The 15149-nt window shown below is 69.3% G+C and carries 12 protein-coding genes and 1 pseudogene; 4 read left to right on the forward strand and 9 right to left on the reverse strand.

Annotated elements, in window-relative coordinates; genetic code table 11:
- Window positions 1–116: 116 nt before the first annotated feature.
- Entirely contained in the window at window positions 117–761 is a 645-nt protein-coding gene (locus QMO76_RS24605) for an MBL fold metallo-hydrolase (protein WP_306363699.1), read from the forward strand.
- Here the strand turns inward: QMO76_RS24605 and QMO76_RS24610 are convergent.
- From QMO76_RS24610 to QMO76_RS24620, 3 genes are read right to left on the reverse strand one after another with little or no spacing between them, the layout of a single operon-like run.
- Complete coding sequence (locus QMO76_RS24610) at window positions 758–2146, reverse strand: dipeptidase (protein ID WP_306363700.1); 1389 nt, start codon at window positions 2144–2146, stop codon at window positions 758–760. The two genes, QMO76_RS24605 and QMO76_RS24610, sit on opposite strands and share 4 nt — an antisense overlap.
- 14 nt (window positions 2147–2160) lie before the next feature.
- Window positions 2161–2631 carry a hypothetical protein gene (locus tag QMO76_RS24615; protein WP_306363701.1) on the reverse strand — a complete coding sequence of 157 codons (471 nt, stop codon included), beginning with the start codon at window positions 2629–2631 and terminating at the stop codon, window positions 2161–2163.
- On the reverse strand, window positions 2628–4049 hold the full coding sequence (locus QMO76_RS24620; protein ID WP_306363702.1) for an APC family permease: 1422 nt from the start codon (window positions 4047–4049) through the stop codon (window positions 2628–2630). Before QMO76_RS24620 ends, QMO76_RS24615 begins: the two co-directional genes overlap by 4 nt.
- Before the next feature lie 176 nt (window positions 4050–4225).
- Between QMO76_RS24620 and QMO76_RS24625 the strand changes: the two are divergent.
- Window positions 4226–4652 (forward strand): annotated as a pseudogene (locus QMO76_RS24625) (pyridoxal-dependent decarboxylase); the annotation flags it as partial.
- Between the two features lie 363 nt (window positions 4653–5015).
- On the opposite strand, the gene QMO76_RS24630 reads toward QMO76_RS24625, so the two are convergent.
- Window positions 5016–7133 carry a S9 family peptidase gene (locus QMO76_RS24630; protein ID WP_306363890.1) on the reverse strand — a complete coding sequence of 706 codons (2118 nt, stop codon included), beginning with the start codon at window positions 7131–7133 and terminating at the stop codon, window positions 5016–5018.
- Between the two features lie 573 nt (window positions 7134–7706).
- Between QMO76_RS24630 and QMO76_RS24635 the strand changes: the two genes are divergently transcribed.
- Window positions 7707–7922, forward strand: coding sequence for a DUF397 domain-containing protein (locus tag QMO76_RS24635; protein ID WP_306363703.1), 216 nt, complete (start codon window positions 7707–7709; stop codon window positions 7920–7922).
- 12 nt (window positions 7923–7934) lie between these two features.
- On the opposite strand, the gene QMO76_RS24640 is transcribed toward QMO76_RS24635, so the two are convergent.
- The 5 genes from QMO76_RS24640 to QMO76_RS24660 all read right to left on the reverse strand — a co-directional run bounded on the left by QMO76_RS24640 (window position 7935) and on the right by QMO76_RS24660 (window position 13163).
- Window positions 7935–8894 (reverse strand): alpha/beta hydrolase family protein, encoded by a 960-nt coding sequence (locus QMO76_RS24640; protein ID WP_306363704.1) that lies wholly within the window; start codon window positions 8892–8894, stop codon window positions 7935–7937.
- Window positions 8895–9031: 137 nt separating this feature from the next.
- Window positions 9032–9457: an HIT family protein gene (locus QMO76_RS24645; RefSeq protein ID WP_306363705.1), complete on the reverse strand. Its 426-nt coding sequence runs from the start codon at window positions 9455–9457 to the stop codon at window positions 9032–9034.
- Window positions 9458–9651: 194 nt separating this feature from the next.
- A complete protein-coding gene (gene purB / locus QMO76_RS24650) occupies window positions 9652–11073 on the reverse strand; it encodes an adenylosuccinate lyase (protein WP_306363706.1) in 1422 nt (473 codons plus the stop codon).
- A gap of 92 nt (window positions 11074–11165) precedes the next feature.
- Complete coding sequence (locus tag QMO76_RS24655) at window positions 11166–11777, reverse strand: TetR/AcrR family transcriptional regulator (protein ID WP_306363707.1); 612 nt, start codon at window positions 11775–11777, stop codon at window positions 11166–11168.
- A 228-nt stretch (window positions 11778–12005) separates the two neighbouring features.
- Complete coding sequence (locus QMO76_RS24660) at window positions 12006–13163, reverse strand: pyridoxal phosphate-dependent aminotransferase (RefSeq protein WP_306363708.1); 1158 nt, start codon at window positions 13161–13163, stop codon at window positions 12006–12008.
- Window positions 13164–13216: 53 nt separating this feature from the next.
- On the opposite strand from QMO76_RS24660, the gene QMO76_RS35415 reads away from it, so the two are divergent.
- Window positions 13217–14887 (forward strand): peptidoglycan DD-metalloendopeptidase family protein, encoded by a 1671-nt coding sequence (locus QMO76_RS35415; protein WP_372342066.1) that lies wholly within the window; start codon window positions 13217–13219, stop codon window positions 14885–14887.
- The last annotated feature ends 262 nt before the right edge of the window (window positions 14888–15149 follow it).

Genomic DNA, 15149 nt, shown 5'->3' on the forward strand with positions numbered 1-15149 from the left:
ACACCTCGCCGGGGCCGCTCGATCGTGCCGCTCACCACAACCTCCCGGTTCGCGGCGCGTCTCGGTTCTGGACCGACCGGAGCGGAGGAGCGAAGCGGAGGGGCAGAATACACAGTATGCGCATAGCCCATTTCGGACACTCCTGCATTCTGGTGGAGCTGCACGGCACGAAGATCCTGTTCGATCCCGGCAACTTCTCGCACGGTTTCGAGGGCATCACCGGATTGGACGCCATTGCCGTCACCCATCAGCATCCCGACCACATCGACCCGAATCGAATAAGCGCACTTATCGAAGGCAATCCTAAGGCGCGTTTGCTTTCCGATCCGCAGACCGCGCAACAGCGGGCGGAACGGTGGGAAGCCGTGCACGCCGGAAATGTCTTGAAAGTTGGAAATGTACAAATAACCGGAGGCGGTGGCCGCCACGCCGTCATCCACCCCGAGATTCCGGTCATCGACAATACGGTCTTCCAACTCGGCACCCCGGACGATCCGGCCGAGCTGGTCCACCCCGGTGACTCGCTGTGGGTGCCGCCGGTCCCCGTCGGCGTCCTCGCGCTGCCCGCCGTCGCGCCGTGGATGAAGGTCAGCGAGGCCGTCGACTACCTGCGCGCCGTGAACCCCCGCACCGCCTTCCCCATCCACTACGGGATCATCGCGGACGCGGCGCAGGGGATCTACTTCGGCCGTCTCAACGAAATGGCCCCGGCCGGAACCGATTTCCGGGTCATCGAGCCGGAGGACCACACCGAGTTCTAATCCGCGTACGAGGCCAGGAACAGCGCCTCGGCCAGCGCCATATGCTCGATCTCGGTCGGATCCACGCTCTCGTTGGGCGCGTGGATCAGGCACTTGGGCTCCTCCACCCCCAACAGCATGATCTCGGCGTCCGGGTAGGTGTCGGCGAAGACATTGCACAGCGGGATCGCTCCGCCCTGCCCCTCGGTGGTGGCCGGGCGACCATAGGCGGCGGCCAGCGCGGCCTCCATGGCGGTGCGGGCCGGTCCACCGGCCGCCGACTCGAACGGCGCGCCGACGCCTTCGGTCTCGATCGTCACCCGGGCGTGCCACGGCGTGTGCCGCTCCAGATGCGCGGTGAGCAGCTGCAGCGCCTGCCCCGGGTCGGTCCCGGGCGGAATCCGCAGATTGAGCCGGGCGGCGGCGGTGGGCTGGATGGCGGCCGACGACCCGATCACCTTGGGCGCGTCGATGCCGAGCACGGTCAGCGCCGGGCGCGCCCAGAGCATATCGGCGGGCGTCCCGCTGCCGACCAGCTCCACCCCGGGCAGCACGGTGGCGTCGGCCCGGAACTGCTCCGGCGGATACCGCACCCCGTCCCACACCTGGTCGTTGGCGAGGCCGTCCACGGTGGTGTTGCCGTGCTCGTCGCGCAATGTCGCCAACAGGTGGATGAGCGCCGCCAGCGCGTCCGGCGCGGCGCCGCCGAACATGCCCGAATGCATGGGGCTGCCGAGGGTTTCGATGGTGACGACGACATTCACGTTGCCGCGCAGGGTTTCGGTGAAGGTGGGCACGCCGACCGCGAAATTGCCGGTGTCGCACATGAGGATGGTGTCGCTGCGCAGCAGGTCCACGTTCTCCGGCACGAATCGCTCCAGCCCGCCGGTGCCCTGCTCCTCGGAGCCCTCCGACACCAAGGTCAGCCCCACCGGGAAGCCCTTGTCCCCGAGTACGTCCCGCAGTGCCCGCAGGGCGGTCAGGTGCATGACGACATTGCCCTTGCAGTCCGCCGCCCCACGGCCGTACCAGCGCCCGTCCCGCTCGGTGAGCTGCCACACCGGCGTATGCCAGGCCGCGTCGTCCAGCGGCGGTTGCACGTCGTAGTGGCAGTACAGCATGACCGTCGGCTTCCCAGCGGGTGCGGCGCAGCGGGCCACCACGGTATCGGTGCCGTCGGGGGTGGCGTACAGTCCGGCGTCGGAGAGCCCCTCGGCGGCGAAGGCATCGGCCACCCACTGCGCGGCCTTTCGGCATTCCGCGGCGGGGAACTGGCGCGGGTCGGCCACCGACTTGAACGAAACCAGTTCGGCGAGATCGGTTTTCGCCCGTGCCATGTGCTTGCGCACGGCGGCGCGCAGTGCGGCGGTACGCGGATCGTCGGCCACCGCGTCGGTATCGGTCATAGCGAGCTCCTGTCTTACCGGTTGCCTCGAGATTTCAGCGTGTCACCGGTTCTCAGTGTTCCCGTCTCCTCGAGATAGGCGGCGAGCCGATCCGGGCAGTAGGTCTCGATGGCCAGGGCGGTGGCCGCGAGCAGATCGCGGTCGGCGATGACCGGCCGGGTGCCCGGACCGGTCGCGCCGTTGCTGATGGCGGCCTGGTAGCGCGCCTTGATCAGCGGGGACGACGGATCCTGGCATACCAGCCCGCCGTCGGTGCCGAGGGAGTTGGCGATGACCCGGGGATCGGGCGCGGCCAGTCCCGCGGCGAGCAGCCGGGCGTGCAGCCGCTCGGCCTCGGTGGTGGCGGCGTCGCCATCGCGGATCTGCTCGAACACGATCACCCCGGCCACCGCGACGGCCACCAGCACGGCGGCCACCGCGAGGTAGACGATCCGTCGCCCGCGTGCCGAAACCTGCTCGGGCTCCGGCCGTTCGACTTCGCTCATGCCAGTGCCTCCTGTGGCTCGTCGATCTTCCAGGCGGGCTTGCGCAGACGCAGGAACAGGTACGGGATCACCAGCCCGACGACGCCCGCGCCGAGCCCGACCAGCAGCACGTAACCGAGCGGGCTGCCGCTGCCGTACTGCGAGGGCGGGACGAATCCGATGAGGAACGCCGCGAGCGAGGAGGCGATGCCGACGCCGCACAGGGCGACCAGCATGGGGGCGCGGTACCCGCGCGGATGATCGGGCCGGTCGCGGCGCAGCCGCACCGCCGCCACGAACATGAGCACGTACATGATCAGGTACACCTGCGTGGTGATCACCGACAGGATCCAGTAGGCGCTGGAGACGTCGGGGATGAAGGCGTAGAGCAGTGCCAGCAGCGTGGTCACCACGCCCTGCGCGACGAGCATGTTCTGTTGCACCCCATGCTTGTTCACGCGGGTGAGCACGGGCGGCAGATACCCTTCCTTGCGCCCGATGAGCAGCAGTCCCCTGGACGGCCCGGCCAGCCAGGTGAGCATGCCGCCCAGGGCCGCGGCCACCAGCATGACGCCGAGGATCGGGGTCAGGAAACCGATGTGGAAGTGGTTGAAGAATCCGTCGAACGCCTGCATGACGCCCGCGGTCAGGCTGAGGTTCTTCGACGGCACCACCCAGCTGATCACGATGGCCGGAATGATGAAGATGGCCAGCACCAGCAGCACGGCCAGCGCCATGGCCCTCGGATACTCCTTGCCGGGGTTCTTCAGCGCGGACACGTGCACGGCGTTCATCTCCATGCCCGCGTAGGACAGGAAGTTGTTGACGATGAGCACCAGGCTGGCCAACCCGGTCCAGGCCGGGAGCAGATGTCCGGCGTCCATGGGCGCGGCCGGTTCGTTGCCCTGCGCCAGGAAGACGAAGCCGAGCGCCACCAGCAGCGCGCCCGGTATCAGGGTGCCGATGATAAGCCCCGCACTCGACAGTCCCGCAACGGTTTTGGTGCCCTGCGAGGAGATGTACACCGCCGCCCAGTAGATGGTGACGATGACGAAGGCCACGTACACGCCATCGGCCGCCAGCGACGGGTCGATGATGTAGGCGAAGGTGCTCGCCACGTAGGCGAGCAGACTCGGGTAGTAGAAGATGGTCATGGCGAACTGGCACCACACCGCCAGGAACCCCGCCGGTTGCGAGATCCCCTCCCCCACCCACCTGTACACCCCGCCCGCCCAGCCGGAGGCCAGCTCCGCCGCCACGAAGGCGGTGGGCAGCAGGAACAGCACGGCGGGCAGCAGGTAGAGGAAGACGCACGCGAGGCCGTAGACCGCCATGGTGGGCGCGGCCCGCAGGCTGGCCACCGAACTGGTGGTCATGAGTGCCAGCGTGATCCAGGAGATGTAGTTGGTGGCCGTCGCAGCCCTGGTCGTGGCCATCATCGGACCACGCGCTCCACGCCTTGCCGATTGTCCATATGCAGGATAGTAACCTTTCAGCAATCGAATTCCGATTACGAAACGGTATGCTGTTCAATCAGTTTCGAATGTCGATAATCCGACATTCGACTGACGGCAAACTTCGCTGCGAACCGGAGGCACGATGGCCGACCAGCCCGAATCCGACGACCTTCTGCACCACCTGGGTGGACGATCAGGCTCGGCGGCTCATGAACGACTCCATCGACAAGAACATCGTCGACAAGGACGAATACCCGCAGACCGCCGAGCTCGAGCGACGCGGCGTGCGCATGGTGGCCGACCTGTGGCACGCCCCCGACCCGGCCGCCGCGCCGGGCACCTCCACCACCGGTTCCAGCGAGGCCGCCATGCTGGGCGGCCTGGCCGCCGAATTCCGCTGGCGCGCACGCGGCGGCACGGGAACACCCAACTTCGTGTGCGGCCCGGACCGGCCTCGACATCCCCGTCCACGTCGATGCCGCCAGCGGTGGCTTCCTCGCCCCGTTCCGCGCTCCGGAGCTGGAGTGGGACTTCCGGCTGCCCCGGGTGAAGTCCATCAACGCCTCCGGCCACAAAACCGGCCTGGCCCCGCTCGGCGCGGAGAACGAGACCGTCATGCGCGCGGTGCTCCCCCACGGCTTCAGCGTCGACATGGTCGATCTGCTGCTCGCCGATCTGGAGCGCGGCGTCGCCCAGCTGCGCGAGAATCCCCGGTCCACCCCGCTCACCCGGGCGGATGTCGGCGGCTTCACGCACTCGGCCACGGCTGCCGTGCCGATTTCGACTGCCAACGAATCCGGCTCGAAGCGGTAGCGGAACGCGCCGTCGCCGGGCGGGCGTGCCGATGCCGAACGTCCCGCGGCTCCGGCTCGACTCAGTAGCCGGAACGAACTGTCGCCGGGCGGGCGCGGAAGTCCGGCCGGGGCCGCCGCACCCGCGGGCGACAGCTCAGCGGTCGGCCAGCCCCACCTTCTCCAGCACCCAGGCGAATTCGAAGGCGACTTCCTTCCACTTCTCGTAGCGGCCCGACACGCCACCGTGCCCGGCGGTCATCTCGGTCTTGAGCAGCAGTTGGCTGTCGCCGGTCTTGGTGGCGCGCAGTTTCGCGACCCACTTGGCCGGTTCCACGTAGAGCACGCGGGTGTCGTTGAGGCTGGTGATGGCCAGAATGGGCGGGTAGTCCACCGCCGCCACGTTCTCGTACGGCGAGTACGACTTCATGTACTCGTAGACTTCCTTGTCCGCCAAGGGATTTCCCCACTCGTCCCATTCGATCACGGTGAGCGGGAGCGAGGGGTCGAGAATGGAGGTCAGCGGGTCCACGAAGGGGACGTTGGCCAGGATGCCCGCGAACAGCTCCGGCGCGAGATTGGCCACCGCGCCCACCAGCAGACCGCCCGCGCTGCCGCCGTCGGCGATCATGCGGTCGGGCGCGGTGACGCCGGTGTCGACGAGATGCCGTGCGCAGGAGACGAAGTCGGTGAAGGTGTTCTTCTTGGTGAGCGTCTTGCCGTGCTCGTACCAGAGGCGGCCCATCTCACCGCCGCCGCGCACGTGCGCGACCGCGAACACCATGCCGCGATCCAGCAGCGACAGCCGCGCCACCGAGAAGCCGGGATCGATGCTGGCCTCGTAGGAGCCGTAACCGTAGAGCAGCAGCGGTTTCGGGCCGTCGCCGAGATCCTTGCGCTTGACGATGGAGATCGGGATGCGGGTGCCGTCCGCGGCCACCGCCCAGTCCCGATGCTGCTCGTAGTCGTCGGCCTGGAAGTCGCCGAGCACCGGCTGCTCCTTGCGCAGCAGCATCTCCCCGGTGGCGGGCACGAAGTCGAAGATCCGCATCGGCGTGATGAAGGAGGTGACCCCCATGCGCAGCGTCGGCTGCTCCCACTCCGGATTGGAGCCCAGCCCGGCGGCGAACAGCTCCAGGCCGAACTGGATCTCGGCGAGTTCACCGTAACCGTCGGCGGTCAGCGGCCACACCGCCACCCGCGGCAGCGCCTCGCGGCGGTAGGACAGCACCAGCTTGTCGGAGAAGGCGTCGACATCCTCGAGCCGCACATCGTCGCGGTGACCGATGAGCACGCGCTGATTCGCGGGATCGTCGACCGGGGCCTCGGCGAGCACGAAGTTCTCCGCCTTCACGCCGTCGACGACATCGTTGTGCAGGATGAGCAGCCGGTCCTCGCCGCCGATGACGGCGTGTTCGGCCGAGTACTCCACGCCCTCGCGGCGCGGCATGAGCACCCGGAAATCGCCCTCGGGATTGTCGGACTCCAGGATCCAGCCCTCGGTGGTGATCTTGGAGCCGACCCAGACGACGAGGTACTTCTCCGAGCGGGTGGCGCCGATGCTGACCCAGTAGCGCTCGTCGGGCTCGTGGAAGACCTTGACGTCGGCGTCCTGGGCGGTGCCCAGGCGATGCCGCCACACGGTGTCGGGCCGCCAGGATTCGTCGACGGTCTGATAGAAGACGTGGGTGCCGTCCAGCGACCAGGTCGCGCCCGGCGCGGTGCCCGGGATCTCGTCGGCCAGCGCCTGCCCGGTCTCCAGATTCTTGAAGCGCAGCACGTAGCGCTCGTCGCCGACGGTGTCGACGGAATAGGCCAGCAGGTCGCCCGCGTGGCTGATGGAGAACGCGCCGAGGGCGAAGAAGTCGTGCCCCTCGGCCAGTTCGTTGCTGTCCAGCAGCACCTGCTCGCCGGGGACCTCGGTGCCCACCTCGAGCTGCGGCGGCGTCCAGTCGTCCCGCTCGCCGACGGGGCAGCGGCAGTGCACGCCGTACTGTTTGCCCTCGAAGCTGCGCGAGTAGTACCACCAGTCGCCCATGCGCGTCGGCACCGACAGATCGGTCTCCTGCGTGCGGGACTTGATCTCGTCGAAGATCCGCTCCCGCAGCGGCTCCAGTTGCGCCGTCTGCGCGTCGGTGTAGGCGTTCTCCGCCTCCAGATACGCGATGACCTCGGGATTCTCCTTGTCCCGCAGCCACTCGTAGTCATCGGTGAACACGTCACCGTGATGGACGCGCTCCGCCGGAACCCGCTTCGCGATCGGCGCGGTCACCATGGATTCGGTCACCACGGATTCGGAGGTCGTCGCTGCGCTACCACTGTCCAGAGCCATGCGATCCACCGTAGTGCGCAACCCCGCCCACGCGGCGCGCACCCGGTCCCCATTGCCGCGCGGGCTGTACGTTTGCCGCGCGGGATGTACGTTTCGTCCTGCTTGCCGCCGATGCGGCGGCGTTTCGGGAGTCGTGACCACCACCGTCGTACTCAGGCTACGACGGCTCGGACCCGGAGTGCCGACGGCTACCGCAGCCGACGACGGCCGTTACCGGCCAGATGGCGATTCTGCTCGTAGAGGTAGAAGACCGCCGCCTTGCGTCGTTCGCATTGATCGGTCGGGCAACTTCGGTGGATTCGCAGAATGCTCTGTGCCAATTCGATGGTGAAGCGACCGGGCACGACCTCACAACTATCGGAGATGGGAGCTGCTCGCTGAGGGGACCATGGCGTGCGCACCATACCTCCTTCCTGCTGACACAGAATGGAATATCCGATCCGGGCAGCCCGCAAACCCTGGCACTATGAGTGCGACCCAAATCACCGTCCGGTACCACCACGCACAGGAGTCCGAGTGGAAGCCAAGAACCGTGAGATCGAGCCCGACGCCGTGTGGCGGCGCAGCACCGACACCGGCGACGGTGTCGAGGTAGCCTTCCTGGCCAGCGGAAATATCGGATTGCGCAATTCCGCCGACCCGGACGGCCCGGTGCTCGTCTTCACCCCCGGCGAGTGGGCGGCCTTCGTCGCCGGTGCCAAGGACGGTGAATTCAACCGCCCCCGCAGCTGATTCGCCGGCGGGTCAGGCCCCGATCGCCCCGGCGATGGTCGGCCACGACGAATGCAGTGTGTCCCGCCAGTACGACCAGGAATGCGTGCCCACCGGGCTGTGGTCGACCCGCGCCGGAATGCCGAGCTCCCGCAGACGGCCCTCGAACGCGGTCACGCACGCGTTGACACCGAATTCGATGGGACCGCCGAAGAAGATGTTCTCCGGCAGCTGGGGTTTGATCTCCAACTCGTGCGGGCCGGGCAGCCCGGTTCCGGTGGACAGGTAAACGGTCTTGCCCCGCAGGCGATCCGCCAGCAGCGCCGGATTGTGCTCGGCCCACGCGGGGCTCGACACCGGGCCCCACATATTGAACGGATTGCCCCCGCGGTTGGCGATGGAGAACAGGATCGCGCCCTGGGCGATCGAGGTGTCCGGGCAGGCGCTGTAGCCCGCCACCGCGCGGTACAGGTCGGGTCGCCGCGTCGCCAGGATGAAGGCCGCGTTGCCGCCCATGGACAGGCCGCCGATGGCGTTCACGCCATTGCCGGCGAAATGGCTGTCGATGATCGGCGGCAGTTCCTCGGTGAGGAAGGTCTCCCAGCGGTACCGGCCGAATTTCGGATCGTCGGCGATCCAGTCGGTGTAGTAGCTGGCCTGCCCGCCCATCGGCAGCACCACGTTGACGTTCTTGCCGCGGAAGAACGGTTCGGCGTCGGTGGCATTGGTCCAGGTGCTCTGCTCCGCACCGGGATCGAGGCCGTCGAGGAGATAGTAGGAGGGCCGGGATCCGCCGCCCGCCGGATGCAGGACCTGCACCTGAATCGTGCGGTTCATGGCGGCGGACCGGATGAAGATCGCCGAGCGCGTGGGACCGAGGTCGTCGATACGGACGACCTGCGCCGCACTCGCGGTTGCCGGCTCGGCCAGCACCGGGCTCAGCAAACCGACAGCGATCGAAAGAACAGCTGCCGCAACGACTCTACGATACATATCCCCACCTCCGTCAAGCCCACCACGAGAGGGGTTACACGTTACCCATACGGATGCACGGAGGGGCGGGAACGGCGATACGGCGTGTCTTTGGCAAACCACATGGTACGCATATGGTAATGCTCCCCGGCTATGACTTACAGCCGCTCCAACGCGCCCCGGATCGAGCCCGCCAGATAGTCCAGATCCGCACGCTGCGGCGTCGTCGGCCGCCCCCGCAACCCGAAGCCGTCGCCCGGCGTGCGGGGAATCACATGCAGGTGCACATGGAACACCTCCTGCCCCGCCGTCACCCCGTCGGCGAGGAAGAAATTCACCCCGTCGCAGCCCACCTCCGACTCCCGCAGCGCCGCGGCGAGGCGCTGCCCGACCTGAAACAGCTTCCCGCCGACCACCGGATCCAGCTCCGCCAGACTCTTGGCCGGATTCTTGGGGATCACCAGCAGATGCCCGGGCGTGAACGGCCGAATGTCCATGAACGCCAACACATCATCGTCCTCGTACACCTTGGACGAAGGTGCGCGACCGGCGACGATATCGGCGAAGATCGTGTACGGATTCATGCCCGCAGCCTAGGACCACTGCCGACGACGCTCAGCCACGAGCCGATCCGCGCAGGTCGACACCGCGCACCGGCGGGACGCAGGCCGCGCGCACACCGGTCGCGGCGCGCGGACGGCGGTGGTCGAGATCGCGAACGAACTGCCGCCGCCGCACCGCATTGCGGCTCCGCCGAGAGCGGAAGACGTTCTCCCCCTTAGAGAATCGGCGACGGCGTGTAGCGCGCCGCCTCGGGGTCGGCGTCCACGAGCTTCTGCACCTGGGCGATGACCTCGGCCGTCTGCGCCTCGGCCGCGCCGATGAAGGCGGTGCGGTCCGCCAGCGCGGCGTCCAGCGCGGCGCGGTCCAGCGGCATGCGGGCGTCCGCGGCCAGACGGTCCAGCAGGTCGGGTTCGCGACCCTGCTCGCGCATGGCCAGCGCCACCGCGACGGCGTGCTCCTTGATGACCTCGTGCGCGGCCTCCCGGCCGACCCCGGCCCGCACCGCCGCCATCAGAATGCGGGTGGTGGCCAGGAAGGGCAGGTAGCGCTCGAGCTCGCGTTCGACGACCGCCGGGTACGCGCCGAATTCGGCCAGCACCGTCAGGAAGGTCTCCATCATGCCGTCGACGGCGAAGAAGGCGTCCGGCAACGCGACCCGGCGGATGACCGAGCAGAACACGTCGCCCTCGTTCCACTGCGCGCCCGCCATCTCGGCCGCCATGGAGCCGTAGCCGCGCAGCACCACCTGCAGGCCGTTGACGCGCTCGCAGGAGCGGGTGTTCATCTTGTGCGGCATGGCCGACGAGCCGACCTGGCCGGGCTGGAAGCCCTCGGTGACCAGTTCGTGCCCGGCCATCAGGCGAATGGTGTGCGCGAAGGACGACGGGCCCGCGCCGACCTGCACCAGCGCCGAGAGCACATCGTGGTCGAGCGAGCGCGGGTAGATCTGGCCGACGCTGGTGAAGACGGTGGCGAAACCGAGGTGCCGGGCCACCTTCTGCTCCAGCTGCGCCAGTTTCGCGGCGTCGCCGCCGAGCAGGTCCAGCATGTCCTGGGCGGTGCCCATGGGGCCCTTGATGCCGCGCAGCGGGTACCGGGCGATGAGTTCGCGCAGTCTGGTGAGCGCGATGAGCAGCTCGTCGGCGGCGGAGGCGAAGCGCTTGCCGAGGGTGGTGGCCTGGGCCGCCACATTGTGCGAGCGGCCCGCCATCACCAGCGGCTGATACTGGGCGGCCCGCTCGGCCAGCCGCGCCGCGACGGCCACGCCGTGCGCGTACACGTGCTCGAGCGACAGCCGGATCTGCAATTGCTCGACATTCTCGGTGAGATCGCGCGAGGTCATGCCCTTGTGCACGTGCTCGTGCCCGGCGAGGGCGTTGAACTCCTCGATGCGGGCCTTCACGTCGTGGCGGGTGACGCGCTCCCGCTCGGCGATGGACTTCAGGTCGACCTGATCGACGACCCGCTCGTAGTCCTCGACCACTCCGGCCGGAACGTCCACGCCCAGTTCGGCCTGGGCGCGCAGCACCTCCAGCCAGAGCCGCCGCTCGAGCACGATCTTGTTCTCGGGCGACCACAGGTGCACCAACTCGGGGCTGGCGTAGCGGGTGGCGAGGACGTTCGGGACAAGACTCACGTCGAGTGAGTCTAGTTAGCTCGGCGATGGCATCTTTACCCCGGCTCACCCGCGCGCTGCGGCCCCGCGGCGCGCCGAACCCGGGTGCCGCGTCACATCGGCGGCGCGACGATGTCGATGAGCTCCAGCAGCGCGCCCCGGGCCGCGCGCCGCGGTTGCGGGTCGAGCTCGCCGAGCGCCGTCACCACCGCGCCGTCGACCACCGCCACCAGCCGCCGTATCTGTTCGGCCCGCACCACCCGATCGGACCGCCGCAGCACGTCGGCGAGCAGCTCGTCGAGCTGCGCCCGTAGTCGGAGCTGGACTTCGCGTAGCTCCGGGTGGCGGGCGGAGGCGACCGATCGCTCGTAGCGGGCGATCAGCTGGCCGCGCGATTCCGCGTCCTGGTCCTGCCCGTCGGGGCACACCAGCAGATCGAGGATCAGCTCCACGGTGGCCTCCGCGCCCCGGCGGCGGTGGGTCACCTCACCGACGCGGCGGCGCATGTTCTCGAGTTCGGCATTGCCGGAGAACTCGACCGCGCGCGCGATCAGATCCTCGAGGGATTCGAAGTAATACGTCGTCGACGCGAGCGGCAGATCCGCACGCGTCGCGACCGAGCGGTGCCGGACCGCTTCGAATCCACCCTCGAGCAGCAACTCGGCGGCAGCTGCAACCAGCGCTTGGCGACGCCGTTCGCCTTTCGGAGTCGTCGCGGTGATCACCACGTCATCGTGCCAGTCATCATCGGTTCATCTGTGCCAAATGGGTGCGATCTGTGTGTTTTCCAGTTCGGATGGGCTGCCGACGAGCCGTGCGGAATTCGCATTACAACGGTTGTACCGCATCGGCGGGGGATGGGGGGCGAGTCCGGAAAGTCTTTGCGGGACATCACCGCTCGGCTCGGCTCGCCGGACCGGTCGGGATAGCTCCGGCAAACTCACGGCATCGCGTCAGCCGAGATGGGTTTCCAGGCGCGCCAACGCCTCTTCGATATCGGCGGTGGCTCCGGCGAAGGAGAACCGCACCGTGTGCCGCCCGTGGCGGGTGTCGAAATCGATGCCCGGGGCGAGGGCCACACCGGTGCGGTTCAGCACCTCGGTGCACCACGCCATGGAGTCGTCGGTGCGGTGCGCGATATCGGCGTAGGCGTAGAAGGCGCCGTCGGCCGGAGCCAGGTCGGTGATGCCGAGTTTCGGCAGCCCCTCCAGCAGTAGCCGACGATTCTCCGCATAGCGGCGCACATGCCCGTCGAGTTCGGCCTTGGCCTCCGCGCCGAAGGCGTGCACCGCCGCGTACTGGGAGACGGCGGGCGGGCAGACGGTCATATTCGAGGCCAGCCGTTGCAGCGCCGGGCGCAGGTGCGCGGGCGCGAGCATCCAGCCCAGCCGCCAGCCGGTCATGGAGAAGTACTTCGACACCGAGCCGATGACCACGGAGTTCCGGGAGGTCTCCCAGGCCGAGGCGGTCGGCTCGGTGTCGGCGTAGACGATGCCGTGGTAGATCTCGTCGGAGATGAGCAGCGTGCCGTGCTCGTCGCACCAGCGGGCCAGGGCGGCCAGCCCCGCCGGGTCGATCATGGTGCCGGTGGGATTGGCCGGACTGGCGACGATCAGGCCCGCCGGGGCCTGCGGCAGCGCCTCCAGCATGGCCACGGTGGGCTGGAATCGGGTCTCGGGACCGCAGTCCAGCTCCACCACGTCGCAGCCGAGCGCGGTGAGGGTGTTGCGGTAGGCCGGATAGCCCGGCCGCGCCACCACCACGGTGTCCCCGGCGTCGAAGGCCGCGAGGAAGATCAGCGTGAACGCGCCCGAAGATCCGGTCGTCACCACCACGTCCTCGGCCGTCGCCGCCACCCCGTAGGTGTCCCGGTGGTGGCCCGCGATGGCCTCGCGCAGCGGCAGGATCCCGAATGTCTCGGTGTAGCCGAGCAATTCGGAATCCATGGCCGCCTTGGTGGCCCGCAGCACCGGCCGCGGCGCCGGAGTGGACGGCTGCCCCGCCGCCAGCACCAGCACATCCCCGTGTGTCCGGGCCCGCTCCGCTGCTGCTTTCCAGACGTCCATCACGTAGAAAGGTGGAATGGCCGACCGGCGAGATTCGATACGCACTCGACCGACGGTAGAGCACCCGCTCCTCCGTCGGTCCCGTAATACCCGCCGGAATGGCTGAGAAGAACATCGTGTCGGGGGGACACAGCATCGACCAGGAGGTCATAACGCCCGTCGCAGCGGACACCACCGAGCCCGGCGAACAGCGCCCCGGGCGGGGTGACGCCGTGGCCGGCGCCGAGCGCACCACGGCGGCGACCGGCGCCGACCGGCCCGAATCCGGGCATGTCGGCGGCTCCGAGCACACCGGCGCCCGCAACGGAGCGCCGCGCGAGGACACCGCGGTCGACCCGCGCGAGGACACCGCCCGGCCCCTGTCGATACGTGGCACCGACCACCGGCCCGCAGCGACGATCGATTCGCACTCCCACGGCGAGGCACAGGCGACAGGCGAGCTCACGACGGCCGATCCGCCGATCGATGACGGCGGGCGAGCCGCCACCGCGGCGGACATGGGCGACGCACCGGCAGCAGCGGTCAGCGACGGGCGAAACGGTGCCACGGCGGTCTCCTCGACTGCCGAGAGCGGCACGGCAGCTGACGACACCGACGCCGGGAACGGCCTGGCGACCGAAGACGACACCGAGAGCGGCGTGGGAGCCGGGGGCGAAAGGGCGGAAGGGGATCGGCTCGCGAGGTTCGGGGGTGGCCGGTTCGTGCCGGGGCTGCGCGCCGAGGTGGAGCGGCGCGCCTCGGGAGATGGTGCGAATGCGCGAGGGGCAGCCGGGCGGCGGGTGGCGGATCGGACGGCGGCGGGCGTTCCGCGAGTGGCGGATCGGATGGTGGCGGGCGTTTCGCGAGTAGCGGTGGCTCGGGACGAGATCGAGCGCGTGCTCGAACCCGTGGGCGAGCGGGCGCGGGTAGCGAGCGCACGGCTGTGGCGGGCGGTGCCCAAGAACCGCGAGCAGGTGCGGGAGTTCGGGCCGCGGGTGCGGGCGCGGGCACGGCGGCGGGTGCCGGTGGTGCGGGCGTGGGCGGGGGCGCATCGGTATCTGCTGGCGGGGATGGCGGCGGTGCTGGTGTTCGCGGGGGCGGACAGTCCGCTGGCGATCATTCCGGTGGACGCCCCGGCGGAGCCCGGGGTGGCGCTGCGGGTGCCCGCGGCCTATCCGCTCCAGGTCGCGGCTCCGGCCGCGTCCACCAAGCGCTATCTGGACGCCATCGACAACGGCGAGAAGCTGCGCGAGGCGGCCGTGGTGGCGGCGGCCGCGCGGGCCACGCTGGAGCGGGCCAAGGCCGAGGCGGCCGCGGCGGTGGCCGGGGAGACGCAGCCGTGGCTGAACTCGGGCGCCGATCCCGGCGGCGCACTGCCGCCCGGGTTCGTGCTGCCCAGCATCGGTGGCTTCGCGCTACCGGCGAAGGGCCTGTTCACCTCGGCGTTCGGCCAGCGCTGGGGCACCTTCCACAACGGCATCGACATCGCCGCGCCGCTGGGCTCCCCCATCTACGCCGTCGCCTCGGGCACGGTTGTCGACGCGGGCCCAGCCGCCGGTTTCGGCCTGTGGGTGCGCATCCGCCACGACGACGGCACCGTCACCGTCTACGGGCACATGTACGACTTCATCGTCTCGGTGGGTGAACGCGTCCCCGCCGGCATGCAGATCGCCCGAATCGGCAACCGCGGCGACTCCACCGGCCCGCACCTGCACTTCGAGGTGATCCAGAACGGGCAGCACGTGGACCCGCAACGCTGGCTGGCCCTGCACGGCCTGTCCCTGAACTGATGCGAGCGACCGCGTGGAAGTGCCCACGCGGTCGGCCGACTCGCCCGGCGGGCACACTCGCGCAGGCGGCGCGCCGCCCGGCAGCTCTGCGAGTCGCCTACTCGCAGGTGGCACGCCACCCGGCGGCGCTGCGAGTCGACCACCGGCGATGGTCCGGCCGGTGTGCGCCACCGGCCGAGGTCGTCGGCCGCTGGGTCGCGGCCACGACGCCTCGACCTGCTCGGCTCCGCCGGTGCACCGATCGCGCGGCCCGGACGGAACC

This window comes from Nocardia sp. CC227C (assembly GCF_030767025.1).
In the GTDB taxonomy this organism is placed as follows: domain Bacteria; phylum Actinomycetota; class Actinomycetes; order Mycobacteriales; family Mycobacteriaceae; genus Nocardia.